24 protein-coding genes and 1 pseudogene are annotated in these 25,310 nt (G+C 74.6%); 10 read left to right on the top strand and 15 right to left on the bottom strand.

Going from position 1 to position 25,310, the window contains the following annotated elements:
• Positions 1-113: 113 nt before the first annotated feature.
• Positions 114-1,583 carry a hypothetical protein gene (locus tag ACI8AG_RS07855; RefSeq protein ID WP_456596570.1) on the top strand — a complete coding sequence of 490 codons (1,470 nt, stop codon included), beginning with the start codon at positions 114-116 and terminating at the stop codon, positions 1,581-1,583.
• Between the two features lie 25 nt (positions 1,584-1,608).
• Here the strand turns inward: ACI8AG_RS07855 and ACI8AG_RS07850 are convergent, their stop codons facing one another.
• The 7 genes from ACI8AG_RS07850 to mgrA all read right to left on the bottom strand — a co-directional run bounded on the left by ACI8AG_RS07850 (position 1,609) and on the right by mgrA (position 8,222).
• Complete coding sequence (locus tag ACI8AG_RS07850) at positions 1,609-2,223, bottom strand: QsdR family transcriptional regulator (protein ID WP_456596569.1); 615 nt, start codon at positions 2,221-2,223, stop codon at positions 1,609-1,611.
• Positions 2,224-2,314: 91 nt separating this feature from the next.
• Positions 2,315-4,345, bottom strand: a complete 2,031-nt coding sequence (locus ACI8AG_RS07845; RefSeq protein WP_456596568.1) for a glycosyltransferase — start codon at positions 4,343-4,345, stop codon at positions 2,315-2,317.
• Positions 4,346-4,411: 66 nt separating this feature from the next.
• Entirely contained in the window at positions 4,412-5,002 is a 591-nt protein-coding gene (locus ACI8AG_RS07840; protein ID WP_456596567.1) for a hypothetical protein, read from the bottom strand.
• Entirely contained in the window at positions 4,999-5,583 is a 585-nt protein-coding gene (locus ACI8AG_RS07835) for a hypothetical protein (RefSeq protein ID WP_456596566.1), read from the bottom strand. The genes ACI8AG_RS07840 and ACI8AG_RS07835 overlap by 4 nt, the downstream gene beginning before the upstream one ends.
• On the bottom strand, positions 5,580-6,848 hold the full coding sequence (locus tag ACI8AG_RS07830; RefSeq protein ID WP_456596565.1) for a hypothetical protein: 1,269 nt from the start codon (positions 6,846-6,848) through the stop codon (positions 5,580-5,582). The genes ACI8AG_RS07835 and ACI8AG_RS07830 overlap by 4 nt, the downstream gene beginning before the upstream one ends.
• Positions 6,845-7,135: a hypothetical protein gene (locus tag ACI8AG_RS07825; protein WP_456596564.1), complete on the bottom strand. Its 291-nt coding sequence runs from the start codon at positions 7,133-7,135 to the stop codon at positions 6,845-6,847. The genes ACI8AG_RS07830 and ACI8AG_RS07825 overlap by 4 nt, the downstream gene beginning before the upstream one ends.
• A gap of 55 nt (positions 7,136-7,190) precedes the next feature.
• Positions 7,191-8,222: an L-glyceraldehyde 3-phosphate reductase gene (mgrA, locus tag ACI8AG_RS07820; protein ID WP_456589408.1), complete on the bottom strand. Its 1,032-nt coding sequence runs from the start codon at positions 8,220-8,222 to the stop codon at positions 7,191-7,193.
• A 115-nt stretch (positions 8,223-8,337) separates the two neighbouring features.
• Between mgrA and ACI8AG_RS07815 the strand changes: the two genes are divergently transcribed.
• A complete protein-coding gene (locus ACI8AG_RS07815; protein ID WP_456596563.1) occupies positions 8,338-8,496 on the top strand; it encodes a hypothetical protein in 159 nt (52 codons plus the stop codon).
• Positions 8,497-8,505: 9 nt separating this feature from the next.
• On the opposite strand, the gene ACI8AG_RS07810 is transcribed toward ACI8AG_RS07815, so the two are convergent.
• From ACI8AG_RS07810 to nagB, 4 genes are all read right to left on the bottom strand, one after another.
• A complete protein-coding gene (locus ACI8AG_RS07810) occupies positions 8,506-8,676 on the bottom strand; it encodes a hypothetical protein (RefSeq protein WP_456596562.1) in 171 nt (56 codons plus the stop codon).
• A 56-nt stretch (positions 8,677-8,732) separates the two neighbouring features.
• The gene (locus tag ACI8AG_RS07805) at positions 8,733-9,089 is read right to left on the bottom strand and encodes a LuxR family transcriptional regulator (protein WP_456596561.1); all 357 of its coding nucleotides are present in this window, start codon (positions 9,087-9,089) and stop codon (positions 8,733-8,735) included.
• A gap of 95 nt (positions 9,090-9,184) precedes the next feature.
• Positions 9,185-10,153 carry an MFS transporter gene (locus ACI8AG_RS07800; protein WP_456596560.1) on the bottom strand — a complete coding sequence of 323 codons (969 nt, stop codon included), beginning with the start codon at positions 10,151-10,153 and terminating at the stop codon, positions 9,185-9,187.
• A gap of 100 nt (positions 10,154-10,253) precedes the next feature.
• Complete coding sequence (nagB, locus tag ACI8AG_RS07795) at positions 10,254-11,036, bottom strand: glucosamine-6-phosphate deaminase (RefSeq protein ID WP_456596559.1); 783 nt, start codon at positions 11,034-11,036, stop codon at positions 10,254-10,256.
• An 86-nt stretch (positions 11,037-11,122) separates the two neighbouring features.
• Between nagB and ACI8AG_RS07790 the strand changes: the two genes are divergently transcribed.
• Positions 11,123-12,298 carry a glycoside hydrolase family 26 protein gene (locus ACI8AG_RS07790; RefSeq protein WP_456596558.1) on the top strand — a complete coding sequence of 392 codons (1,176 nt, stop codon included), beginning with the start codon at positions 11,123-11,125 and terminating at the stop codon, positions 12,296-12,298.
• Between the two features lie 93 nt (positions 12,299-12,391).
• On the opposite strand, the pseudogene ACI8AG_RS07785 reads toward ACI8AG_RS07790, so the two are convergent.
• Positions 12,392-12,934, bottom strand: a pseudogene (locus tag ACI8AG_RS07785) (SemiSWEET transporter); the annotation flags it as partial.
• 248 nt (positions 12,935-13,182) lie between these two features.
• On the opposite strand from ACI8AG_RS07785, the gene ACI8AG_RS07780 reads away from it, so the two are divergent.
• Positions 13,183-14,604, top strand: coding sequence for a serine hydrolase domain-containing protein (locus ACI8AG_RS07780; RefSeq protein WP_456596557.1), 1,422 nt, complete (start codon positions 13,183-13,185; stop codon positions 14,602-14,604).
• Here the strand turns inward: ACI8AG_RS07780 and ACI8AG_RS07775 are convergent.
• On the bottom strand, positions 14,601-15,176 hold the full coding sequence (locus ACI8AG_RS07775) for a hypothetical protein (RefSeq protein ID WP_456589393.1): 576 nt from the start codon (positions 15,174-15,176) through the stop codon (positions 14,601-14,603). The two genes, ACI8AG_RS07780 and ACI8AG_RS07775, sit on opposite strands and share 4 nt — an antisense overlap.
• 171 nt (positions 15,177-15,347) lie before the next feature.
• Between ACI8AG_RS07775 and ACI8AG_RS07770 the strand changes: the two genes are divergently transcribed.
• On the top strand, positions 15,348-16,640 hold the full coding sequence (locus ACI8AG_RS07770; protein ID WP_456596556.1) for a HupE/UreJ family protein: 1,293 nt from the start codon (positions 15,348-15,350) through the stop codon (positions 16,638-16,640).
• Positions 16,641-16,649: 9 nt separating this feature from the next.
• Here the strand turns inward: ACI8AG_RS07770 and ACI8AG_RS07765 are convergent, their stop codons facing one another.
• Positions 16,650-17,507, bottom strand: a complete 858-nt coding sequence (locus tag ACI8AG_RS07765) for a DUF817 domain-containing protein (protein ID WP_456589391.1) — start codon at positions 17,505-17,507, stop codon at positions 16,650-16,652.
• A gap of 10 nt (positions 17,508-17,517) precedes the next feature.
• A complete protein-coding gene (locus tag ACI8AG_RS07760; protein WP_456596555.1) occupies positions 17,518-17,817 on the bottom strand; it encodes a hypothetical protein in 300 nt (99 codons plus the stop codon).
• 197 nt (positions 17,818-18,014) lie between these two features.
• On the opposite strand from ACI8AG_RS07760, the gene ACI8AG_RS07755 reads away from it, so the two are divergent.
• The 5 genes from ACI8AG_RS07755 to ACI8AG_RS07735 all read left to right on the top strand — a co-directional run bounded on the left by ACI8AG_RS07755 (position 18,015) and on the right by ACI8AG_RS07735 (position 25,307).
• Positions 18,015-19,997 carry a primary-amine oxidase gene (locus ACI8AG_RS07755; RefSeq protein ID WP_456596554.1) on the top strand — a complete coding sequence of 661 codons (1,983 nt, stop codon included), beginning with the start codon at positions 18,015-18,017 and terminating at the stop codon, positions 19,995-19,997.
• A 47-nt stretch (positions 19,998-20,044) separates the two neighbouring features.
• Positions 20,045-20,635: a TetR/AcrR family transcriptional regulator gene (locus ACI8AG_RS07750; RefSeq protein WP_456596553.1), complete on the top strand. Its 591-nt coding sequence runs from the start codon at positions 20,045-20,047 to the stop codon at positions 20,633-20,635.
• Between the two features lie 414 nt (positions 20,636-21,049).
• Positions 21,050-22,540: an APC family permease gene (locus ACI8AG_RS07745; protein WP_456589387.1), complete on the top strand. Its 1,491-nt coding sequence runs from the start codon at positions 21,050-21,052 to the stop codon at positions 22,538-22,540.
• Between the two features lie 169 nt (positions 22,541-22,709).
• Positions 22,710-23,672 carry an MBL fold metallo-hydrolase gene (locus ACI8AG_RS07740; protein WP_456589386.1) on the top strand — a complete coding sequence of 321 codons (963 nt, stop codon included), beginning with the start codon at positions 22,710-22,712 and terminating at the stop codon, positions 23,670-23,672.
• Between the two features lie 27 nt (positions 23,673-23,699).
• Positions 23,700-25,307, top strand: coding sequence for an FAD-dependent monooxygenase (locus ACI8AG_RS07735; RefSeq protein WP_456596552.1), 1,608 nt, complete (start codon positions 23,700-23,702; stop codon positions 25,305-25,307).
• Positions 25,308-25,310 lie beyond the last annotated feature (3 nt).

Below are 25,310 nucleotides of genomic sequence, written 5' to 3'. Positions count from 1 at the left end.
CTGCCGCGCTCCCCCGCCGGCGTCGAGCCGGGCGAGCTGCAACGGCTCTAGTGATACGGATCACTCGTGTGTAACGTCCGCGCGGGGCGCCGCCGGCGCCGGGAGGAGCACGCGTGAGGACCACACCGAGACATGCACGGCGCAGCCGCTGGGCCGCCGTCCTGCTGGGCGCCCTGATGATCACCGCCGTCCCCGGAACGGCGGCTGCCGACCCCGACGAGACGTCGGCCGAACCCCTGCCGGTCGTGTTCGTGCACGGCAACAGCGGCTCGGCCGCCCAGTGGCAGACGCAGTTCCAGCGGTTCACCAGCAACGGCTACCCCCAGGAGCTGCTGTTCGCCTACGAGTACGACACCAGCGGCAGCGACAACACGCAGGCGATCGCGGAGCTCGATCCCTTCCTGGACGCCGTGCTGGCGCAGACCGGCGCCGAGCAGGTGCTGCTCGCCGCGCACTCCCGCGGCACCACGGTGAGCCACGCGTACCTGGCCGAGCCGGCGCAGGCGGCGAAGGTCGCCAAGTACGCCAACCTGGACGGGCGCAGCGCCGAGGCGCCGCCCGGCGGCGTCCCGACGCTGGCGGTCTGGGGTGAGTGGTACTCCCCGCCCGAGCCCCGCCGCGGCAGCGTCGGCGAGATCGAGGGCGCGGTGGCGAACCTCTACAACCCCGACCAGGGCCACACCGAGGCCGCCTCGTCGGCGCGGACCTTCGCCGCCGTCTACGAGTTCTTCACCGGCTCGGCGCCCGCGACCACCGACGTCGTGCCGGAGCCGCCCGCCGAGGTCACCGTCGCCGGACGCGCCGTGCTGTTCCCGCAGAACCTTGGCTTCGAGGGCGCCACCCTCGAGGTGTGGCGAGTGAGCACGCGGACCGGCCGGCACACCTCCGCCCACCCGGTGGCGACGATCCGGATCACCGGTGACGGGTCCTTCGGCCCGCTGGACCTGTACGGCCGGCACAGCTACGAGTTCGCGCTCCACCGGCCCGACGGCTCGGTCCACCACTTCTACCAGTCGCCGTTCGCCCGGTCCGACCACTTCGTCCGCCTCAACAGCGGCATCGCCGGCGAGGGCCTCGAGGCCTTCGTGCCCAAGAGCGAGGAGCACACCAACCTGGCCCTGATCCGGGCGCGGGAGATCTGGGGTGACCAGGGTGCGGACTCCGACGAGATCACCGTCGACGTGATCGGCGACCGCACCGACCCGCTGGACGTGACCACCCCCGCCACCACGCCGCGGAGCAGCACCGAGGGCACGTTCGGGCGGGTCGGTGAGGTGAACGCCCTCTTCCTCACCGACGTCGGCACGCGGACGCCGACCGGGTACACCGCGCCGGACCAGGCCACCGACCTGAGCAAGGGCGACCTGTTCCCGTTCAACACGCTCACGTTCCTCAACGCGGTCGACGCCTACCTGCCGGCGAGCCCGCGCGGGCTGCGCCCGATCCGCATCGAGGTGCGGCCGCGCGGCGGCGGGGAGCCCGAGGTGATCACGGTTCCCGGCTTCCCGTCGGTGAACGACCGCATCTCGGTGACGCTGCGCGACTCGACGCAGGAGGACTACGCGTTCGGAGCCCGTCGCTGATCCGGCGGGTGCGGCCCGGTGGCGCTCAGCCGCCGGGCCGCACCCAGCCGGCCTCGAGCAGCGCCGTCTGCACCCGGTCGGCCGCCTCGACGGCCACCGGACGGCCGGCGACCAGATCGGCGTAGAGGAACGCCTCCGCCAGCTTGACCAGGGCATAGGCCAGGCTCTCCCGGTCGATGATCGGCCGCAGCCGGCCGGCCCGCTCGTCGCTCTCGATCAGCTCCACCGCCACCCGCACCGCGCGGGGCTCCACCGGCCCCGCCGGATCGGTGAGCACGCGCAGGGCCAGATCGGGCTCGTTATCGATGAGGGTCCGGATGCCGGTGCTGCCGACGACCCCGGCGTTGAAGGCCCGGATCACCCGCGCGCTGCGCAGCTCCGGGTCCCCTGGCCTGCGCCGCGCGTCCTCCGCGGCCGTGCACGCCTGCCAGCCCCGCTCGGCGAGGTACCAGACCGCCTCGCCGACCAGTCGCTCGCGGCTGCCGACGTGCCGGTGCAGGGTCATCCGGGAAACCCCGATCTCCTCGCCCAGCGCACCCATGTCGATGCGCCGCCCGGAGTGGATCCACCGGGCCGCCAGCGCGATCACCGTGGCCGCGTCCACCCGCGTGCGCGCGGGACGGTTCCCGGTCCGGTCCACGGTCGGAATGGTCCCAGAGCCGGGCGTGCGGTCGCCGGGACCGCTGCTCATGGACCGTCGGCGCCGGCCAGGGAACGTTCGAGCTCCGGCGTCAGCCGCGGGATCGGTTCGGCCGGGTGTCGTCGTCCACCGGGCGCCGCGTGGCCGCGGAGACGAACGGGCTGCGCACCGCCGCGGCCACCGCGTCCGGGTCGGCGCGGGCGGCGAGAACCCGGCCGCCCGTGTCGACGGGGGCGGCGAGCCCGACGGGGGTGACCTCGACGGCCGCCCAGCGGGCCGCACCGGCGCCGAACGCCGTCGCCGACAGCACGGCCAGCTCGCGCCACTGCCGCCCGACGAACTGCACCCGGTGGACGTCGTCGGTCCGGGACCGGACCACCGCCCGGAAGACGACGTGCTCGGCGCGGTCGGGCACGCGGATGGCCAGCTCCACCTCGGCGCCGACGGCGGCGCCGACGCCGCGGACGCGGAGCTGCGCGCCTCCGAGCGAGACGTCGACGAGCCGCGCGGGCGCCCCGTCGACCACGGCCGGAAGCGCGGCCGGGAAGCGGTGACCGTCCCGGCGCTCGGCGGAGAAGCGCGGATCGCGGATCCGCCGGATGCCGGCCAGCACGAAGCCGAGGGTGACGCTCACCCAGAGGACCGGCACCAGCGTGGTGCCGCCCCAGCGGAGCTCGATCGGGGTCCAGCCGGCCAGGCTCGCGGCCGTGTGCAGCAGGCTGCCGGCGAGCACGGCGGCGAGTGCGAGCAGCAGCGCGGGCACCCGAGCGCGGGTCCGCTCCTCCCCGGTGCGCCCCTTCGCGGTGACCGCGAAGCGGCCCGTGCCGCGCAGCACCAGCGACAGCGTCGCGGCGAGGTTGGAGGGCAGCCGGACGACCTCGAACAGCAGCGAGAAGCGCGCCGGGGCGAACCCGCGCGACAGCAGCGTCAGCGCCGCCTGCTGGAGCAGGAAGGGGACGCCGGCCATCACCGCGAACAACGCGGGCGGTGCATCCACCGGGAAGAGCCCGGTGACCAGCACGGCGACCGGGACCAGGGCCAGCCCCAGCGTCCGCCACGAGTCGAACCACGCCGACAGCGAGTAGAGGTAGCCCAGCCGCTGCCGCAGCGTCAGTCCCGTGGCGGTGAGCGGGTTGTCGTGCCGCAGCACCTGCATCGCCCCCCGGCCCCACCGCCGGCGCTGCGCGTAGAACGCGTCCGGGCTGCCGGCCGCGAGCCCGCGGGCGAGCACCTCGTTGTGGTACGCGCTCCGCCAGCCGGCGCGGTGCAGCTTCATCGTCGTGTGGAAGTCCTCGGTGAGCGACTCCGTCGCCACTCCCCCGATCTCGCGCAGCGCCTCGGCGCGCAGGACCGCGTTCGTGCCGCACCAGAAGGCGGCCCCCGCGTGGTGCTTGCCCGCCTGGATCACCCGGTAGAAGAGCGACTCCTCGTGCAGGTCGGCGCCCGGGCGCAGGTGCTCGAACGAGCCGGTGTTGTAGAAGTGCTGCGGCGTCTGCACAAGCGCCAGCCGCTCGTCGGCGAAGTAGGGCAGCGTGCGGGTGAGGAAGTCCGGATCGGGGACGTGGTCGGCGTCGAACACCGCGACGAGGTCGGTGCGCACCAGCGCCAGCGCGTGGTTGAGGTTGCCCGCCTTGGCGTGGTCGTGCTCGGGGCGGGTGACGTACCGCGCGCCGAGCGCCGTCACCATCTCCTCCACCTCGAGCCGGTCGCCGTCGTCGAGCACCCAGGTCTCGTGCTCGCCCTCCATCGCCAGGCAGGCGGCGACGGTCGGCAGGAGCACGTCCAGGTGCTCGTTGTAGGTGGCGATGAGCACGGTGACCGACGGCGGCGGCCCGGGGCGAGGCGCCGGCACGGTCGCCGGGGCGACGGTCCAGGTGGTCATCACGAACAGCAGCAGGGCGAGGCCGCCGTAGACCTCGAGCGCCAGGAACGGCACCCCCAGCCAGAGCGCCGGCCCCTCGGGCAGCGTGGCCAGCAGCCGCCAGGTGAGGTAGCCGGCGGTCGCCAGGACGGCGGCGACGGCCACGGCGCGCACGCCGAGGAGCCGCAGGGCGCTCTCCGGCGCCGGAACGGCGTCCCGGGTCCCGCTGGGGCGGCCCAGCGCCGCCCGTTCGATGCTCACCCCGGGGGAATCGACATCTCCCCGCGGCGCGCACATCCCCCCGAGGGGTGAGATCGACCCGCGTGCTCAGCCGGAGGTGACGCGGAGCCGGGCAGCGGTCCGATCGGCCATGTCCGCGAACTCGGCCCCCTCGTGCAGCAGCGTCCACGCCAGGACCAGTTCCACCGCCGAGGGCACAGCGGCCACGTCGACGACTGCCGGCGGCGCCACGAGGTGCCGGACGCTCTCGACGAGCAGCCCGTCCCCGGGGCCACCGGCCTGCCGCTCCACCCGCCGGACGCGCAGCGCCGGGCCCGCCGGCAGCGCCACCAGGTCGACCTCGGGAGGGGCCAGCCCACGCCCCACCGTGGCGCGTTCCTGCTCGGCGAGCTCCGGCAGCCCGGTGGTGAGCCGGTACCGGTCCGCGCGCAGCGTGGCGAGGACGCCGTACCGGGGATCGGGGATCCAGAGCGCGCCCAGGTCGGGGGTTCCCTCGCGCAGGGCGGTGGCCAGCGACAGCACCTGTTCGCCGAGCGCTCCCGCCGCGGCGCCGCGGACGCCGAGGTCGTCGCAGACCTCCTGCGTCCAGGCGGCGACGGCCCCGGAGCGTGGCAGCCACTCCCAGCCCGCGCCGGACGGCTCGACCCGGTAGGTCCAGTCCTGGACGGCGCCGGTCACGGGAGCCACCGGAAGGAGCCGGCGACGGCGTCGAACAGCGCGGTCAGCGGCTCGAGCAGCTCCAGCAGCGGCGTCGAGAAGCTCAGCAGCACGTAGCCGCCGCCGGGCATCGGGTGCTGGTACTGCACCACCGCCGTCTCCAGCAGCCGGCCGTCCGGTGCCGGTGCCTGCGTTCGGCGGCGCAGGCGGGCCACGGGGCCGGCCGCGAGCTCCACCACCTCGGCGGCCGCCCCCGCTCCCCCCGCGGCGAGGAAGGCCGCCTCCGCGGCGCCCGGCCGGTCCCCCGCCGGGCGCGGGGGGACCACGCCCACCGCCAGGGCGCACGCGATCGGCGGGGCGCCGTCCTGGAGCACCGGGAGGTGCACCTCGACGGTGTGGCTGTCGCTGCGGGCGGCGGCCGCGCCGTGCAGCGCGCGCGCCACCTGCGGCATCAGCCGGTCGCGGTCGGGCCGGCCCCGGGTGACCGCCCGGGCGATCCGGCGGACGTCCGCGTCCCGCCGCGCCTCGTCCAGGACCCGGATCCGCGCCCAGTCGCCGGGCACCGCGAACGTGAAGTCCCGGGGGCGGAGCGCCGTGGTCACCGCCCGGACCCGACGGGAGTGCGGGGTCCGTGGCCGCGCAGCTCCTCGCCGATCGCGCGGCCGGTGGCAGCGCTCCCGGCACCGGCCGAGGAGAGCACCGCGGCGTCGGCGAGGAACTGGCTGCGCTGCCCCGTCCGGACCACGGGGGCGGCGGTGGTCGCGGGGTGGACCGTCGGGGAGCGACCGGAGGTCACGTCGCGGAACAGCCCCGACGGGCGGTAGGCCTCGGCCCACTCCCCGCGGGTGGGCACCCAGCCGGACGGCCGGCGGGCTCGGGAAGTGAGCGCGCCGGGCACGGACCCGCCGGCCGGGACGCCCTGGTCCCGCACCGCCTGCCGGGCCTGCCGGCGGGTCATCCCCGAGGCGCGCAGGTGCTGCACCAGCGAGGGGCGGGCCAGCCCGCGGGTGCCGGTGGCGACCGCCCGGCCGGCCAGCGCGAAGGCACGGCCCGCCCCGAAGGTGAGCACGCCCACCGCGTCCCACAGCACGTCCGACAGCTTCGCCCGGCCCGCCGCGTGCAGCACGGTGTTCCCCGCCAGGGAGACGGCCCCGGTGACGAACGCGAGCCCCGCGAACGCCGCGGCGAACGGTTGCAGCCCCGGGATGGCGAGCAGGAAGAGCGCGACGAGCCCGAAGACCGCCGAGAGCTTCCCGGCCCAGCCCGTGACGACGGCGACGACGTCCAGCACGTCGTCCCAGAAGCTGTCCGCGAGGTGGTCGCTGGCGCCCAGGACGTCGTCGATGGCGTCGGCTGCGGCGTTCCCCGCCGCCTGCCATTCGGCCTCCAGCGCCGCGAGCTCCTCGTCGGCCGCCCGGATGCCGGCGGTGGCGGCCGCGGCATCGTCGTGCGCCCGGCGTTCGGCGACCGGATCGGGCTCCGGCAGCGTCGCGGCGCGTTCCCTCGCCCGCCAGGCGGCGTCCCGGGCGTCCTCGGCCCGCTGGGCGCGGGCGAGGACCGTGTCGGCGCCCGCTTGGACGTCGTCGAGCGTGCGCGCGTAGGCGGCGAGCGCCTCCGCCGTGCCCTCGTACCGGTCGAGGGCCAGCTCGATCGTCCCGGCCACCTCGGCGGTCCGCTCGCGGAAGGCCCGGCCGGCGTCGGACTCCCAGGTCGTCGCGCTGTCGTGGATGGTGCGGAGCGCCCTGGCCGCCGTGGTGATCGCCGCCGCCGTGTCGGCGTACCGCCGGGCGAGCCGGGCGATCGCCGCGGGGTCGCCGCCGACCGGGTCCGAGGGGCGCAGCGGCGACCAGTCACGCGGGCGGCTCACCGCTCACCGGCCAGGGCGGTGACCAGCTCGGTCTCGATCCGCTCGTACACCTCGGCGGCGTCCTGGGCGGCCTGGCCGAGGCCCTCGACCAGCCCGGCCATCTCCGTCCGCCGATGGTCCCAGTTGCTGCCGAACTCCCGCAGCCGGTCGCGCAGCCGGTCGTGCGCGATGACGTCGCTGCCGACGTCCGCCGTGTCCCGTGCGCCGTCGAACTCCCGGTAGACGACCAGCAGGGCACGACCGGCGTCGCGCAGGACCGGGGTCTCCACCTCGAGGCCGTCAGTCACGACGCGGACCCTAGGCAGATCCGGCTCGGGTCCGGATCCGTTGTCCACAGGCGGCTCAGGCGGTGCGGGGGCCCTCCCAGAGGTCGATGCCGGCGTCCACGGCGTGCCGGTCGATCGCGGCGAGCTCGTCCTCGGTGAACCCGAGGTTCTCCAGCGCGCCGACGTTCTGCTCCAGCTGCGCCACGCTGCTGGCCCCGATCAGCACGGTGGTCATCCGCTGGTCCCGCAGCGCCCAGGCAAGCGCCATCTGGGCCAGCGACTGCCCGCGCTGCTGCGCCATGTCGTCGAGCGCCCGGACGTGGGTGAGCGCCTGCTCGGTGAGCAGGTCCGGCGAGAGCGACTTGCCCTGACTGGCGCGCGATCCCTCCGGGACGCCGCCGAGGTACTTGTCGGTGAGCATGCCCTGCGCCAGCGGCGAGAAGGCGATGCACCCAGCCCCGACGTCGGCGAGGGTGTCGAGCAGGTCCTCCCGCTCGATCCAGCGGTTGAGCATCGAGTAGGACGGCTGGTGGATCAGCAGCGGCGTCCCCAGGTCGGCGAGGATCGCCGCCGCCCGGCGGGTCTGCTCCGGCGAGTACGACGAGATGCCCGCGTAGAGGGCCCTCCCGGAACGGACGGCGGTGTCCAGCGCCCCCATCGTCTCCTCCAGCGGCGTCGTGGGGTCGGGCCGGTGGCTGTAGAAGATGTCGACGTACTCCAGGCCCATCCGCCGCAGCGACTGGTCCAGGCTGCTCAGCACGTACTTCCGCGAGCCGCCGCCCTGGCCGTACGGGCCGGGCCACATGTCGTAGCCGGCCTTCGTGCTGATGACCAGCTCGTCGCGGTAGGGCCGGAAGTCGTCCCGGAGGTGCCGGCCGAAGTTGCTCTCGGCCGAGCCGTAGGGGGGCCCGTAGTTGTTCGCGAGGTCGAAGTGCGTGATGCCCAGGTCGAAGGCCCGGCGGAGGATGGCGCGCTGACGGTCGAACGGGACGTCGTCGCCGAAGTTGTGCCAGAGGCCCAGGCTGATCGAGGGGAGGTCCAGGCCGCTGCGCCCGGTGCGGCGGTAGGGCATGGACTCGTAGCGGTCGTCGGCAGCGGAGTAGGCCATCGCTGCATCCTGTCCGACCGCCCGCTCCCCCGCCCACCGGCCCCGGAGCCTCGTCCGGCGCGGTCGCCGCCGCTAGGCTGGGCGGTGCCGTCCCCGCCTCACCCCAGGAGTGCCCGTGCTGCTGCGCCTGATCGGTCTGCTGCTGGTCGTCTGGCTGGCGCTGTCGATCATCGGGGCGCTGATCGAGGGGCTGTTCTGGCTGCTGCTCGTGGGCGTCGTGCTCTTCCTGGCCACCGCCGCCTACGGCTGGTCGAAGGGCAGCAGCAAGGTCTAACCGGGCCGGTCAGTCCCCGTCTGCGTCGCCGCCGGCTCCGTCGGCGTACGGCAGCTGATCGGTGCGCCGGTCCACTGGTGGCAGTTCCGGCACCGGGTGCCCGGCCACCTGCTCGGCGGGAGCGACGCGGACGCCGGCCTCCAGGTCGTCCAGTCCGATGGCGTAGCGGTTCTCCGTCATGGGCGCACCCTCCACCCCGGCGACCGGATCGTCCAGACCGGCCCGCGCCGCGATGCTCAGGAGGCGGTCGGTGCCCGCTGGGGCACGGCGACGCTGAGGAGGACGACGCTGTCCTCGTCGGCGTGCAGACTGTGCCGGCGGTCGGGGATGGGGCCGATCTCGAGCGCCCCCAGCTCCACGGCGTCCTCCCCTGCGATGAGCCGGACCTTCCCGCGCAGGACCAGCAGGCTGGCCGGGCCGGGGCTCTCGTGCTCGGCGAGCTGCTGGCCCCGCACCAGGGCGATCACGGTCTGCCGCAGCCCGTCGACGGGGTGCGGCAGGGTGCGCGCGGCGCGCTGGGCCTTCCCCGCCGCTGCGTCGGCGACCAGCTCGGCGGCCAGTCGTTCCAGGTCCACGGATCCTCGGTCGTCCACGGCCCCATCGTGCGCCGGCGGTCGAGGACCGGCGACCGCGCTCACCTGGTCGCCCACAGCAGCCGCCTGGCACCGCACCTCATGGCTCGGTACACCTAGGCCGGTGCCTGGGCGGGGCCGTCGGCAGTCACCCGGTCCTCACCGCCCAGGAGTCGGACGCCGGAGGTGCGCTCCCAGGCGTCCACCGCGTCCCAGTCCGCGCCGTCGAGGGTGGCGAGCGCGGCCGGGAAGAGCCCGAAGTCCCCTTTGAACATGTGCTCGTCCAGGTCGTGGAGGGCGCGCAGCACCCCGTCCGCCCACTGGTCGGCCGCCCCGGTGCCGAGGTCGTCGAGCTCCTCCACGGCCTCGAAGAGGTCGGCGTGCTCCCCCTCGAGCACCGCCACGCGGTCGGTCAGCTCGCTTACCTGCGCCAGCCGCGGGAAGAGCGCCTTCTCCTCCTTGGCCACGTGCGGGCCGAGCACCGCCAGCAGCGCCTGGAAGCCCACCCGGGCGGCGGGGAGCGCACCGGCCGACAGCGCCCGCGCGGGGTGCGGCCGGGGGGCGTCGCGCAGGACGAGCGCCGAGACGATCGCGTAGACCGCGAGCAGCGCCGCGACGAGGGTGAACGGGAACGCGAGGCCGACGCCGTCCGCGAGCTGCACGGTCGTGAACGCCGAGATCGCGGTGCCGCCCATGCCGGCCCCGAAGATGCCGAGGGCCGTGCCCCGCTTGGCCGGCGGGAACCACGCGTTGACCAGCGGGACGCCGATGGCGAACGTGGTGCCACCCAGCCGGAGGACGAAACCGCCGAGCAGCATCAGCGCGTAGGAGTCGTTGCCGACGTAGCCGATGAACAGCACCGGCAGGATCGTCAGCGCACTGACCAGCGGGAACATGACCCGGGCGCCGAACCGGTCGGTCAGCGCCCCTACCGGGATGCGGCCCAGCGAGCCGACCACCACGGGCACCGCCACCAGGAGCGACGTCTGCAGCGCACGGAGGTCGAGCCGGCCGGTGAAGAAGGCACCGAGCGGGCTGACCAGCACCCACGCCCAGAAGTTGATGACGAACCCGACCGTCGCCACCGCGAGCATGACCCACGCCTGGCGCGGGACGGGCGGGGCGGCCGGCGCCGGGCCGGCCGAGGGGGTGGGGGTGGGGACCGCGCTGCCTGCGCCCGAGAGCCTAGGACGCCGGGCCCGCCGGCCGGTGGGCGTGCATGTAGCGGTAGTAGTCGGCCAGGCGCAACCGGCCGGCCGCCGCCTCGTCGACGAGGACCGTGGCCCGCGGGTGCAGTTGCAGCACCGAGGCCGGGCACATGCTGGTCAGGGGGCCCTCCACCGCTGCGGCCACGGCGACGGCCTTGGCCTCGCCCTGGGCCACCAGGAGCAGGCGCCGCGCCTCCAGGATGGTCGCCAGCCCCTGCGTCAGGCAGTGCACGGGCACCTCGTCCGGCGTCCCGAAGAACCGGGCGTTGTCCGCGCGCGTGCGGGGTGCCAGCGTGGTCACCCGGGTCCGGGACGCGAACGACGACGTCGGCTCGTTGAACCCGATGTGGCCGTTCGCCCCGATGCCGAGGACCTGCACGTCGATGCCGCCGGCCGCGCCGATCGCCTGTTCGTAGGCGTCCGCGGCGGCGTGCAGGTCCGGTGCCTGTCCGTCCGGGACGTGCACGCGCCCGGGAGCCAGCCCCAGCGGCTCGGTCACCGTCCGGCGGATGACCGACGCGTAGCTCTCCGGGTGCTCCGGCGGGATGCCGACGTACTCGTCCAGCGCGAACCCGCTGACGCCCGACAGGTCCAGCTCCCCCTCGGCCGCCCGCCGGGCGAGCTCCGCGTAGAGCCCCAGCGGCGACGAGCCGGTCGCCAGTCCGATGACGGCGCCCGGGCGCCGGCGCACGACGTCCGCGACCCGCTGGGCTGCGACCCGGGCGACCTCGTCGGGGCCGGGGAGGATGACGATCTCCACGGGGCAGGGTCCCACGCACTGGCCCTCCCGGGTGAGCCGCCGGGCGGCCGGCTGCAGCCGGCCGCCCGGGAGCCGATGGAGCAGGAGTGCGACGACGACTGCTCGCCCTGACGCTCGGCCCACTGCTGGGCACCCTGCTCGGCGCCACGGCCTGCGGCACCGACGGCGGTGGGACCGACCCCGCGGCGGACGCCGGGTGCCCGGCCGCGCAGGTCACCCGTCCCGGCGCCGGCGACGGGGTCTACCTGGGGGTGAACCTCGACTGGGGTGCCGCGACGCTGGCCGAGCACGGCACCACCCTGGGCTCGCGCCCCGCCGTCGCCGTCTCGTTCACCGGCTTCCCCTTCTCCGCCGCCGACGAGCGCAACCTCGACGCCGCCGTCGAGCAGGTGCGGGACGGCGGCGGCCTGCTGCTGCTCACCCTCGAGCCGCACGACGGGCTGGCGGCGGTCACCGACGGCGTGACCGCGGACCTGGCCGAGCGGCTGGCCGGCTACAACGGCCGCGGGGTGCCCGTCGTGGTCCGGTTCGCCCACGAGATGAACGGCTCCTGGTATGCCTGGGGGCAGCAGCCGGCGGCCTACGTCGAGGTGTTCCGGCGGCTCGCCGCCGCCGTCCACGCCGGGGCTCCGGGGTCGGCGGTCATGTGGGCGCCCAACTACGGCGGCGGCTACCCGTTCACCGGGGGCGCCCACGCCGCCACGCCCGATGACGTCGCGGCGCTGGACACCGACGGCGACGGCGTGCTGTCGGCGGCCGACGACCCCTACGCCCCGTACTGGCCGGGCGAGGACGCCGTGGACTGGGTGGGGATGTCGCTCTACCACTGGGGCGACGCCCACCCGTGGGGCGAGAACGAGGTGCCCGAGCCGGGCAAGTTCCTCGCCCAGCTGACCGGCACCTACGTCGGCCGGGGCGGCGACGACCGGGGGCTACCGGACTTCCACGCCGACTACGGCGAGCGGTACGGGAAGCCGGTGGCCGTGCCCGAGACGGCGGCCTTCTTCGCCCCGGGCGGCGGCGGCGCCGACGAGCTGGCCGTCAAGCAGGCCTGGTGGCAGCAGCTGTTCGATCCGCAGCTGGCCGAGCAGCTGCCCCGGCTGGCGATGGTGAACTGGTTCGAGTGGGCCAAGGACGAGCCGGAGGTCGGCGGCCGGGTGGACTGGCGGGCGACCGGCTCGCCGCGGGTCCGCGAGGCATTCCTGGCCGACATCCCCGGCTGGGCCCTGGATGCCACCGACGTCCCCCGCTGCGGCGGCTGATCCGGCAGCCGGCAGCACCGCCCGCCGGGCGCGCAGCATCCCGCACACGACGAGGGCGCAGCACAGCCCGACGCCGGCCGAGAGCCACACCATGGGCTGGTCGAGGCACCAGCCGTAGCCGGCCCACGAGGCGCACGCCCCGGAGCCGAGCCACCACCGCGCGGGCGAGAGGCCGGAGAGGTCCTGGGTACGGTCGCGAAGGAGGCTGAGCGGCTGGGGCAGCGCGGCCGCCGCGCCCACCGCGGAGGCGACCCCGCCGAGCAGCGCCGTGGCCGCCGCCGGATCGGCGCCGAGCAGCACGGTGCCGGCCAGCCCCCCGCCGGCCAGGGCGGCGAGGACGGCGGCGCCGGACGCGGTGCGCGCCAGCGCCCGCCCCGCCCGCAGCCGCGGCTGGGTGACCAGCAGCGCCGCGAGGACCGCGGTGTTGCCGGCGCCGACGACGGCGTTGGACAGGATCTGCACGCGGTCGCCGGTGAGCAGGCCGAACGACAGCCAGCAGAGGTTGAGCGCGACGGCGAGCCAGGCGCTGGTGGGTGAGAGGCCGAGGGTGCGACGGTGCCGGCAGGAGAGCCAGACCTGGGGCCAGACGACGGCGATGCTGAGGGTGGCCGCGAGGATGCCGAGAGCGGCGGACATGGTGGAGCGGGAATCCGTTCGGAGTCGGTGCGAGAAGGTGGCCACCGGCGAGGAGCTGCGCGGGACCCGGCTCGGGGGCGCTCGTCGGTGAGCGGCATCGGCGGGGGCGGGAGGTGGCCGGAGACATCATCGGCGTTATGCGTTCGTGACCCGACCGTGACCGGCCGGTTGCCTTCTGTGACCCTCGTCGCCCCGCCGTCGTCCTCCCGCGCCGCGCGACGGGTTCCGGCTCCCTAGGCTGGGCGGCCGTGACGACGCCGACCGAGACCGTCCGCGCCGCCGCCGGTTACCTGCGGTCGTGGCTGGACGCCCAGGCGCGGCACCGGCGGGTGCCCGGTATGCAGGCGGCCGTCCGCCACGGCGGCGAACTGGTGCTGTCAGCAGCGGTCGGGGTCGCCGACGTCTCCACCGGCGCACCGCTGACCCCGGCACACCTGTTCCGCATCGCCTCCCACTCCAAGACGTTCACCGCGACCCTCGTGCTGCAGCTGGTCGAAGCCGGGCGACTGCGGCTCGACGACCCGATCGGCACGCACGTGCCGGAGCTGGCGGCAGCCGGCTCGCCGGTCGTCCGGGCGACCGTCCGCGAGTTGCTCGGGCACCAGGCCGGGATCACGCGGGACGGCGCCGACGCCGACTTCTGGCAGCTGGAGCAGCCCTTCCCGGACCGGGCGGGGGTGATCGGCGCGGCGCTGCGGGCCGGCCCGGTGCACCGGCGCAACGAGCACTTCAAGTACTCCAACATCGGGTACGCGCTCGTGGGCCTGGCGATCGAGGCCGTCACCGGGACCTCCTACGCCGACGCCGTCCGCACCCGGATCGTGGAGCCGCTCGGCCTGACCCGGACCGGGGCCGACCTCGACGCGGCGCGGACCGGCGAGTACGTCAGCGGGCACACCGGGCTGCTCCTGGGTGAGGACGTCCGCGAGCCCCTCGGCCCCGCCGGCACCGGCGCCATGGCGGCGGCGACCGGGTTCTACTCGACGGCCGAGGACCTCGCCGTCTTCGGGGCGGCGCACGTGCTCGGCGACGAGCGACTGCTGACCGACGACTCGAAGCGGCTGATGCAGCGCCTGGAGTCGGTGGTCACCGCCTACGGGTCCGAGGTGGGCCGGTACGGCGTCGGGATGGTGCTGACCACTGTGGGCGAGCGGCGCCTCGTCGGACACAGCGGCGGCTTCCCCGGGCAGATCACCGTGACCTTCGTCGACCCGGCCGACGGGCTGGTCGTCAGCGTGCTGACGAACGCGATCGACGGACCGGCCGAGGAGCTGGCGACCGGACTGGTGAAGCTGGTGGACGTCGCACTGCGCCCGCGGGCGACGGTGCCCGCACCGCCGCCCGACGCCCCGCCGCCGTCGTCGTTCACCGGCCGGTTCGCCGGCCTCTGGGGAGTGCTCGACGTCGCCGAGCTCGGGGGCCGGCTGGTGCTCGTCCGGCCGACGTCCGCCGACCCCCTGCCGGGGGTCGAGGAGCTGGAGATCGTCGACGCCGACACCCTGCGGGTCGCCGCGCAGCCGGGTTTCGGCGCGGCCGGTGAGCTCGTCCCGCTGGAGCGGGACGCCGACGGCCGGGTGGTGTCGCTGCGGCTCGGCGGGGTGACGAACCGGCCGGTCGAGGAGTTCCGTCGCCGTCGCTCCGCCATGACCGGCCCGGCGTCGGGACCCTAGGCGCTGAGCCCGGAGAACGTCGGCATCGCCTCCTCGCCGTCCCAGGTCACGCGGAAGGTGAAGGCCTCCTCCAGCGCCTCGCGGTACTGCTCGGCCTCGGCCTCGGTGATCTCACCGGCGGCCAGGACGTCGTCGACGGCCGGGCTCCACGACTCCACGAGCGCGTCGATCAGCTCCTGCGGGTCGACGCCGATGTCCTCGGCGACGGCGGCCAGGTTCTGCTCCTGCTCCTCCATCCGCACGTGCAGCTCGTCGTGGCTGATCGCCAGCACCTCGTCGAGCACGTCCTGCACGGGCTGGTGACCGCGGTGCAGGTCGAGGCTCCCGTCGCCGTAGGCCTCCTGGACCAGCGCGATGAGCTCGGCCTCCGTCGTCACGGAGTCGACGTCGACACCTCCCGGGCCACCACCGCCGCCGGGGCCGCCGCCGGCGAAGCCACTGCCGGCGGCTTCCTCGGCCGCGACGGAGGTGCTGGTCTCCGAGCTGGTCGCGGTGCCGGTGCTGCCGCACGCGGCGGCGATCGGGACGACGGTGGCGAGGAGGAGGGTGGCGATCGTCCTGCGGAGCTTCATCGTGGACTTCTCTCGGGTCGGGGAGCCGGTCGTGGACCAGGTTCGACGGCGGAACTCGACCACCCCTGGACGTCCGCTGGGAATGCGCTGGGAGAGGGTCCCGTTACGTTCCGCGACGTCTCCCAGCCGGTTCCGGGGCAGTTCCCAGCTTCGTCTCCGAGCCTCTGGGGCATGGCCCGCCCCCTCCGCCGCCGCACCCTCGCCGCGGCCGCCGCCCTCGCCGGCGGCTCCGTGCTCCTGCTGCCCTCGACCGCCTCCGCGCACAGCCTGGACAGCAGCACGCTGTCCGTGCGGGTCGGGGAGGACCAGGTGGATGCCACGATCAGCATCGCGCTGGAGACCCTCGACGACGCGCTGGGCGCCGACCACGCGGCCGCGACCGACGCCGGCTCCTACGCCGACGTGCTCACCTACCTCGACGAGCACCTGGCCGTGACCGGCGCCGACGGCACCGAGTGGTCCGAGACCTACGCCGAGCCGGTTCGGGAGACGGTCGAGGGCCTCGACTCGATCAGCGTGGACGTCGCCCTCGACCCCGGGGCGGCCGATCCGTCGAGCTTCACGCTGGCCTACGACGCCGTCATCGAGACCGACAGCACCCACGAGGCCGTCGTCGTCCTGACCGACGCCGCCGGCGAGGTCTCCACCGCGGGGGTGCTCGACGCCACCGACGGCACACTGCAGGTCGGGCAGACGGCCGCGACCGGGCTGGCCGACATGGTGGGCTACGGCCTGCACCACGTGCTCGAGGGCGCCGACCACCTGCTGTTCCTGATCACCCTGCTGCTGGTCGCCCCCCTGGTCGCGGGAGCGGGCCGGTGGCGGCGGGCGGACGGCCTGCTGCCCACCGTTCGCCGGGTCGTGGGTGTCGTCACCGCCTTCACCGTCGGGCACTCGCTCACGCTCGTCGCGTCGGCCCTGGGCTGGGTGTCGCTGCCGAGCACACCGGTGGAGGTGCTGATCGCGGTGTCGGTGGGTCTTGCCGCGGTCCACGCGATGCGCCCGCTGGCCCGTCACGGCGAGACCGTCATCGCCGGGCTCTTCGGCCTCGTGCACGGCCTGGCCTTCGCGGGCATCCTCACCGACCTGGGCCTGGAGGGCTCGACCTCGGTGCTCGCCCTGCTGGCGTTCAACGTGGGTGTGGAGCTGGCGCAGCTGCTCACCGTGGCCCTGCTGTTCCCCTCCCTCCACCTCGCCTCGCGCACCCGGTTCTACGGCGGGCTCCGGATCGCCGGCGCCGCCGTCGCGCTGACCGCGGCGGCCGGCTGGGCGCTCGACCCCCTCGGCGTCCTCACCAACCCGCTCTCCGGGGCCGAGGAGGCCGTCATCGCCCACCCGTGGTGGGTGGTCGCCGGGCTGGCCGCGGTGGCCGGGGGCTGCTGGCTGGCCGACCACCGCTCCCCCGCTCCGCGCGCCGCAGCCGAGGTGCCGGTGACCGCCGGCTCGCCTGCCCCGCGGGCGTGACGCGATCCGTCAGGGAGCCGCGCCGCTGGCCACGGTCGCGGCGGGGCGCGCCGCCCGGCCGGGCAGCAGCTCGGGCGGGGCGTCGTAGGCGCGGTGCACGGTCAGGTCGCGGCCGGTTCCGTACAGCCGCCCCTCGTAGGCCTTGACCGCCGCGACCAGGACGATGCTGACCACGACCAGCAGCGACCACGACCCCAGCTTGGCGGCGTGGACCAGGGTCCAGACCGACTCCTGCGACGGGTACTGCCAGGCCCGCAGGAGGGTGGCCGCGTTCTCGGCGACCCAGAGGAAGAAGCCGATGAGGACGAACGAGAGCGCCAGCGGCATGGCGTAGCGGCGCCGGCCGACGGTGAAGTGCACCCACGTGCGCCACGTGGCGGCGAGCAGGGCCACGGCCAGCGGCAGCCGCACGTCCCAGATCGCGTGCGAGGTGAAGAAGTTGAGGTAGACGAGGGCAGCCACGGCCGCCGTCGTGCGGGCCCGGTAGTTGGTGATCCGCAGCTCGAACCGGCGCCAGGCCTGGCAGATGTAGCTGCCGACGGCGGCGTACATGAAGCCGCTGTAGAGCGGCACCCCGCCGATCGTCGCCACGCCGGTGTCGGGGTAGGACCACGACCCCTGGCGCACCTTGTAGAGCTCCAGCGCCAGGCCGACGAGGTGGAACCCGAAGATGACGGCGACCTCCCGGCCGGTCTCCCAGCGCACGAGCCAGAGCACCAGCGTGACGCCGAGCGACCAGATCAGGAGCGCGTCCGCGGGGTCGATCGGCAGCGGCACCAGCCGGACCAACCCCAGCCCGAGGAAGAACAGCACCGCGAACAGGCAGCACTGCGCCTGGACCCAGCCGAACCGGAGCAGCTGCCTCACCCGCGGAAGGCTAGTGAACGACGCCCGCGACCCGGCGCTGCACCGCCGCCCCGGCGAGGGCCAGGCACAACGTCAGCACGGGCCCCAGCACGACGCCCACGTGCGCGACCGCCCACCACCCCGAGACGGGGTGCTGGTGCCCGGCACTGCCGACGAGGCCGGCCAGCAGCCAGTGCGCCAGCAGCATGCCGGCCGACAGCACCCCGGCGTGCAGCCATGTCCGGGCCGACGGAGCGAGGACGAGGTGGGTCGCGCACGGAAGGCAGACGGCGGCCATGCCCAGCATCAGCACCAGGTGGGCGTCCGACACGGGCGGAGAACCCGCTGCCGCGATCAGGTGCAGCACGGCGCAGGCACCCATCACGGCGGCCGTCGTGACCCGTAGCGCCCGCCACCAGGCCCGAGTGCTGCCCGCAAAACGAACACCCTCTTCACATGCCGGTCGCACGGCTGTAACGTACGTCACGCACTGTTTCTACACCCGTAGAACCAAAACTGGGAGACCCCATGACGGCAACCTCGGCCGCCCCTGCCACGACGCACCCGCTCGCCCAGCTGACCGCCGCGGAGGTCACCGCAGCCCGGGAGGTCCTGGCGCAGGCCGGCCTGGTGGTCGAGTCCACCCGCTTCGTCTACGTGGGCCTGGAGGAGCCGGAGAAGAGCGCCCTCTACGCCGAGGGAGCGGGTACGGACCGCAGGCTCCGCGTCCTGCTGCACGACGTCGAGCGCCCGGCTGCCCGCGACGTCGTCGTCTCGGTCACCCGCCGGGAGATCGTCTCGGACCGGATACTGGACACGACGGTCGACGGTCAGCTGCCGGTGCTCGACGAGGAGTTCGCCCTCGTCGAGGAGGTGCTCGCGTCCGACGAGCGCTGGCTGGCTGCGCTGGCCGCCCGCGGGCTGGACGTCGCCGACGTGCGCGTCGCTCCGCTGTCCGCCGGGGTCTTCGAGTACCCCGAGGAGGTGGGGCGCCGCATCCTCCGCGGTCTCGCCTTCCGGCAGGACCACCCCGCCGACCACCCGTGGGCACACCCGATCGACGGCCTCGTCGGCTACGTCGACGTCATGAACAAGACGGTCGACCAGGTGATCGACCTCGGTCCGGTGCCCATCCCCGAAGAGTCGGGGAACTTCGACGACCCGGCGGTCACCGGGCCGATGCGGACCACCCAGAAGCCCATCGAGATCACGCAGCCCGAGGGCCCGAGCTTCACCCTCGACGGCAACCTGCTCACCTGGGAGGGCTGGCAGCTGCGGGTCGGGTTCGACGCCCGCGAGGGGCTCACCCTGCACCAGATCGGCTTCCTCGACGCCGGCCGGCTGCGGCCGATCATCCACCGCGCGTCCATCGCCGAGATGGTCGTGCCCTACGCCGACCCCTCCCCGATCCGCTCCTGGCAGAACTACTTCGACACCGGCGAGTACCTCGTCGGCCGCTACGCCAACGCCCTCGAGCTCGGCTGCGACTGCCTCGGCGACATCACCTACATGGACGCCGTCATCGCCGACGAGCGCGGCAACCCGCAGGTGCTGCGCAACGCGATCTGCATGCACGAGGAGGACTTCGGCGTCCTCTGGAAGCACACCGACCTGTGGGCCGGCTCCGCCGAGACCCGCCGGCAGCGCCGCATGGTGATCAGCTTCTTCACCACCATCGGCAACTACGACTACGGCTTCTACTGGTACCTGTACCTCGACGGCACGATCGGCTTCGAGGTCAAGGCCACCGGGGTCGTGTTCACCTCGGCCTACCCGGGCGCCGGTTACCCGTACGCCTCGCAGCTCGCCCCCGGGCTGGGTGCGCCGTTCCACCAGCACCTGTTCAGCGCGCGGCTGGACATGATGGTCGACGGCCCGACGAACACCGTCGAGGAGCTGGAGTTCGTCCGCGTCCCGATGGGTCCGGACAACCCCCGCGGCAACGCCTTCGCGCAGCGCCGGACGACGCTGCACCGGGAGTCCGAGGCCCAGCGGATGGCCGACCAGGGCGTGGGCCGCATCTGGCACATCACCAACCCGGACAGCCGCAACCGGGTGGGCGAGCCCGTCGCCTACGCGCTGCTGCCCGAGGGCCGGCCGGCGCTGCTGGCCGACCCCGGCAGCTCCGTCCACCGGCGGGCGACCTTCGCCACCAAGCACCTGTGGGTCACCCGCTACGACCCCGCGGAGCGCTACGCCGCCGGCGACTTCGTCAACCAGCACAAGGGCGGCGCCGGGCTGCCGGCATACGTCGTGGCCGACCGCGAGCTGGAGGCGACCGACCTCGTCGTCTGGCACACCTTCGGCCTGACCCACGTCCCGCGGCCCGAAGACTGGCCGGTGATGCCGGTCGACTACACCGGCTTCACGCTCAAGCCGGTCGGGTTCTTCGACCGGAACCCCACGCTCGACGTCCCGCCGAACGCCAGCGCGCACTGCCGGTCGCGGCCGGCGGCGTCGGCGAACGGCACTGCGGGCGGTGCTGCGGCAGACGGCTGCTGCCATGGGTGAGGTCGCCGACGGGGACACTGGGGTCTCCGACGACGAACGGGAGCCCCGTGCCGAAGCTGGTGGACCGCGAGCAGCGACGTCAGGAGATCCTCGAGGTGACCTGGCGGCTGATGGCCTCGCGCGGGGCGGATGCGGCCACCATGCGGGAGATCGCCCGCGCGGCCGGTTACGCCAACGGTGCCCTGGCGCCGTACTTCGCCAGCAAGGACGAGCTCGTCGAGGCGGCCTACGTCTTCGTCTTCGACCGGACGAACGAGCGCATCCGGGCGGCCGTCGCGGGCAAGCGCGGGCTGGCCGCGCTGCGGGCGTTCCTGGTGGAGGTCCTCCCCGCCACCGAGCTCACCCGGCTCGAGGCGCGGATCGTGCTCCCCTTCTGGAGCCGGACGGTCACCGACGAGCGACTCGCCCGGCTCAACGACGAGGCCATGCGGCGGTGGCGGCATGACCTCGGGGGCCTCGTCGCCCAGGCGCGTGCCGACGGTGACGTCGTCGTCGACACGGCCGACGACGTCGTGGTGGAGCAGCTGCTCGCCCTCGCGCTCGGCCTCCAGGTCCTCGCGCTGCTGCCCGACGCGCCGACGACGCCCGAGCTCCAGCTGGCGATGCTCGACGCCACCCTGGCCGCGCTCGCTCGCTGACCGGGCACCTCCTCCCGCGGCCTCCCGGCCGCCACGCGGCGCGTCGCACCACCCGCTAGCCGGGCACCGGGCGCGCAGCGACCACCGCCGCGCACCGGACGGCCGCCCCGCACCCCCTCGGCGCGGCGCTCCCCCGCACTGCCCTCCGGAGGCGGATCCCTCCCGACGGCGGCGCGTGTCCCGACCGGCAGGTGGCGCCCGCACCCGGCCGCCGCACGCCGCTCGGCGGACCACCCCCGGACCGACCCGCCGACCGGTCCCCCCGGCCGGCACCCCCCGGGCCCCGGGTCCGAGCCGTCCCCCCGGACGGGCCTGACCCATGCCTGCCGTCGCCCCGCCCGGGGTGACGCCTCGATCCCGGCGCCACGCCCCCCGGGGCACGGCCGCCGGCACCCACCTTCCTTCGGAGCGATCATGGTCCTACCCACGGAAACCGCCGCGACCAGCCGCGAGCGGACCGGCAACCGGCAGCTCAAGCGCGGCGCCATCGGCGTCGTCGGCATCCTGTTCTTCGTCCTGTCCGCACAGGCGCCCCTGACCGGCATGGGCGGCGCGCTGCCGCTGGCCATCGGGCTGGGCAACGGCGCAGGCGCGCCGGCTGCCTACCTGGTCGTCGGTGCGATCATCGCCGTCTTCGCCGTCGGCTTCATCGCCATGAGCCGCCACGTGACGGACGGGGGCGCGTTCTACGCCTACATCAGCCGCGGTCTCGGCCGGCGCCTGGGCACGGGTTCCGCCCTGGTGGCGCTGTGGGCCTACAGCACCGTGCAGGCCTGCATGTACGGGCTCTACGGCGCGATCGTCTCCTCGCTGGCCGACACCTACCTGGGCTTCGGCCCGCCGTGGTGGCTGTGCGCCGTCGTCACGATGGCGGTGGTCCAGCTGCTCGGCTCGCTCAACGTCGAGCTCGGCGCCCGCTTCCTCGGGGTGATCGTGGCCGCGGAGCTGGCCATCCTGCTCGCCTTCGCGCTGGCCACCCTGCTCGCCGGCGGCGGACCGCAGGGTCTGAACCCCGGGGCCAGCTTCTCCCCGTCCGCGCTCCTCGCCGGCGCGCCGGGCATCGCCCTGACCTTCGGCATCGCGTCGATGTTCGGCTTCGAGTCGACCGCCATCTACTCGACCGAGGCCCGCGACGCGCAGCGCACGGTCCCGCGGGCGACCTACCTCGCCGTCGGCGTCATCTCCCTCTTCTTCGCCTTCGTCTCCTGGATGGTCGTCAGCTACTACGGGGCCGACCAGGTCGTGCCCGCGGCCGGCGCCGCCCTGGAGTCCGGCGACGGCACCGTCCTGCTGTTCGCCGCCATCGAGGACGCCCTGGGCCCGTGGGTCGGCGAGGTGGGCGGCGTGCTGCTCGCGACGTCGTTGCTGGCCGGCATCCTCGCGTTCCACAACGCCTTCACCCGCTACGTGCACTCGCTCGGCCAGACCGGCACGCTGCCGCCGGTGGTCGCCCGGACCACCCGCCAGGGGGCGCCCTTCGTGGCCAGCGCCGTGCAGACGCTGGTCGCGCTGGCCCTGGTGCTGCCGTTCGCCGTGCTGGACAAGGACCCGGTGCTCACGCTGTTCGCCTGGTTCAGCGGCGTCGGGGTCCTCGCCCTGCTGGCGCTCTACCTGATGACCTCGGTCTCGGTGGTGGTCTTCTTCCGGCGCACCCGGCTGGACACGCGACCGTGGCAGACGCTGATCGCCCCCTCGCTCGCGATCGTGCTCGTGGCCGGCCTGACCTGGCTGGTGCTCAGCAACTTCACCCTGCTCATCGATGGCTCGATGGCGACCGCGGTGCCGCTGATCCTCTCGGTCCCCGTGGCCCTGCTCCTGGGCGTCGCGCTGGACGTCTACCGCCGTCCCTCCTGGGCGGCCACGGCCGCAGCAGACCCCACGACGGACCACACCCCCGTCGGCTGAGCAGCCGCGCCCGCGCAGCGACGCCCGGCCCCTCCCCCGGATCCGGGCGTCGCTGCGCGCCGCTTTCCGGCCGCGTCACGCCTTGTGTCGCACGCCACTCGGGCGTAGCGTCTCCGTCAGTAGAAGAACAGCTTATTCGTTTATCGAACGCCCGTGATCTGGAGATCCCATGGCAGCCAAGCCCTTCGCCTCCTCCGCCGACCTGGGCGTCAAGGAGCAGACCCTCGAGGTGCTCGCCGACGGTGTGTACGCGCTGACCGCCGAGGGCGATCCGAACCTCGGCGCCATCGAGGGTGAGGACTTCCTCGTCTGCTTCGAGGCCCTGGCCACGCCGGTGGCCGCCCGGCGGTGGCTGGCCAAGCTGCGGGAGCACACCGACAAGCCGGTCCGGTACCTGGTGCTCAGCCACTACCACGCGGTGCGCGTGCTGGGCGCCAGCGCCTTCGACGCCGAGGTGATCGTCAGCTCCGAGCAGACCAAGCGGCTGATCGAGGAGCGCGGCCAGCAGGACTGGGAGAGCGAGTACGGCCGCATGCCGCGGTTGTTCGAGGAGCCGGAATCCATCCCCGGCCTGACCTGGCCGACGATGACCTTCCGCGACAAGCTCACCATCGAGCTGGGCGGCGACCGCGGCGAGCTGGTCCTGGAGTTCCTCGGCCGGGGCCACACCGAGGGCGACATCGTCGCCTGGCTGCCCAAGCAGGAGATCCTCTTCGCCGGCGACCTGGTCGAGTCACAGGCGGCCCTCTACACGGGCGACGCGTTCCACTTCGACTGGGCCGGCGGCACCCTGGACCGGGTCAAGGCCCTCGGCGCGCGGCAGCTGGTCGGCGGCCGGGGCCGGATCGCCCGTGGCCGCGACGAGGTCGACGCCGCCGTCGAGCAGACCCGCGACTTCCTGCTCACGATGCAGCGCACCGTGGGCGACGTCCACCGCGCCGGCGGCACCCTGAAGCAGGCCTTCGAGGCCACCCACGCGGCGCTGGCCCCCAAGTACGGCCGGTGGCCGATCTTCGAGCACTGCCTGCCCTTCGACGTCTCCCGGCTGTGGGACGAGTTCTCCGGTGTCGAGCGCCCCGTCATCTGGACCGCCGAGCGCGACCGCGCCGTGTGGGACCAGCTCCAGGGCTGACCGGTCCCGGCTCCCGAGGAGATCCCCATGACCACTCCCGTCCCCGGACCGCCGGTGCTGGTGCTGGGCGCCGGCCCGGTCGGCCAGACCGCCGCGCTCCTGCTCGCCCGCTGGGGTCTGCGCGTCGTCGTGCTCGACGCGCGGCCCGAGCGCGACCCGATCGGCAGCAAGGCGATCTGCCAGCAGCGTGACGTGCTCGACGTGTGGGACGCCGTCGGCGTCGGCGCCGAGATCGCCCGCCGGGGGGTGACCTGGACGACCGCCCGGACCTTCCACCGCGACGCCGAGCTGTTCTCCTTCACCTTCGCCGACCGTGGCCGATCCCCCTTCCCCCCGTTCGTCAACGTGTCGCAGTGCGAGACCGAGGCGCTGCTCGACGAGCGCATCGCCGCCTCGCCGCTGATCGACGTCCGGTGGGGTCACCGGGTGACCGGCCTGCACCAGGACGGCACCGGGGTGACGGTGGCCTGCCGGACCGAGGACGGCGAGGTGCTCGTCACCGGCTCGCACGCCGTGGCCTGCCCCGGCCCGCGCGGCGACGCCCTGCGCTCGATGCTCGGGCTCACCTTCCCCGGGGAGTCGTTCGAGGACTCCTTCCTCATCTGCGACATCCGCACCGACCTGCCCGGCTGGGAGACCGAGCGGCGGTTCTACTTCGACCCCGAGTGGAACCCCGGCCGGCAGGTCCTCATCCACCCCTGCCCGGACTCGACGTTCCGCATCGACTGGCAGGTGCCACAGGACTTCGACCTCGCCACCGAGGAGGCCTCGGGCGGCCTCGACCGGCGGATCCGCCAGGTCATCGGGGACCGGCCCTACGAGATCGTGTGGAAGTCGGTCTACCGCTTCCACTCCCGGGTGGTCGACCACATGCGGGTCGGGCGGGTGCTGGTCGCCGGCGACGCGGCGCACCTGGTCTCGCCCTTCGGCGCGCGCGGGCTGAACTCGGGGGTCCTCGACGCCGAGAACGCCGCCTGGAAGATCGCCTTCGTCCGCCGTGGCTGGGCTCCGGAGGGGCTCCTGGAGAGCTATCACGACGAGCGGCACGCCGCGGCGGTGGAGAATATCGACGTCACCACGGCGACGATGCGTTTCCTGGTGCCCCGCGACGAGGCCGAGGCCCGCCACCGGCTCGACGTCCTCGAGCGGGCGGCCGGTGACCCCGCGGCCCGTGCGCAGGTCGACTCCGGCCGGCTGGCCGAGCCCTTCTGGTACGTCGACTCACCGCTCACCACCCCTGACCCGGCGCGCCCGTTCCCCGGCCGGCCCGCGCGCGGCGACGTCCCCGTCCCGGCGCCCGGGGTGCTCGTACCCGACTGCCCGGTGACGGTGGCCGGCCGACCCGACCTGGTCCGGCTCCGCCAGCTCGCCCGGGAAGGCGTCACCGTCCTGCTCGGCGACGACGCAGACGCGCCGGCGCTGCCCGACCTCGGCGACCTGCCGGTGACCGTCCACCGCATGACCGATCTCGACCCCGGCGGCCTGCTGCGCGAGGCCCTCGGTGCACACCCCGGCGAGGTGTGGGTGCTGCGCCCGGACGCCCACGTCGCCGCCGTGCTCACCGACCCGGCCGACCTCGGCACCGCGGTGGCCCGGCTGCTGGCCCGCCCGCTCCCCGCTCCCGTTCCCGCCTGATCC

Source organism: Blastococcus sp. SYSU DS0552, from assembly GCF_054050815.1.
Note: the sequence above shows the minus strand (reverse complement) of the source record. Positions and strands in the feature narration are given on the sequence as shown.

Bases quoted from the DNA above. Each gene is read 5' to 3' on its own strand.
- mgrA (WP_456589408.1), bottom strand. From the start codon at position 8,222: ATGGCCTACTCCGCTGCCGACGACCGCTACGAGTCCATGCCCTACCGC.
- ACI8AG_RS07745 (WP_456589387.1), top strand. From the start codon at position 21,050: ATGGTCCTACCCACGGAAACCGCCGCGACCAGCCGCGAGCGGACCGGC.
- ACI8AG_RS07755 (WP_456596554.1), top strand. From the start codon at position 18,015: ATGACGGCAACCTCGGCCGCCCCTGCCACGACGCACCCGCTCGCCCAG.
- ACI8AG_RS07735 (WP_456596552.1), top strand. From the start codon at position 23,700: ATGACCACTCCCGTCCCCGGACCGCCGGTGCTGGTGCTGGGCGCCGGC.
- ACI8AG_RS07770 (WP_456596556.1), top strand. From the start codon at position 15,348: ATGGCCCGCCCCCTCCGCCGCCGCACCCTCGCCGCGGCCGCCGCCCTC.
- ACI8AG_RS07775 (WP_456589393.1), bottom strand. From the start codon at position 15,176: ATGAAGCTCCGCAGGACGATCGCCACCCTCCTCCTCGCCACCGTCGTC.
- ACI8AG_RS07740 (WP_456589386.1), top strand. From the start codon at position 22,710: ATGGCAGCCAAGCCCTTCGCCTCCTCCGCCGACCTGGGCGTCAAGGAG.
- ACI8AG_RS07810 (WP_456596562.1), bottom strand. From the start codon at position 8,676: ATGACGGAGAACCGCTACGCCATCGGACTGGACGACCTGGAGGCCGGC.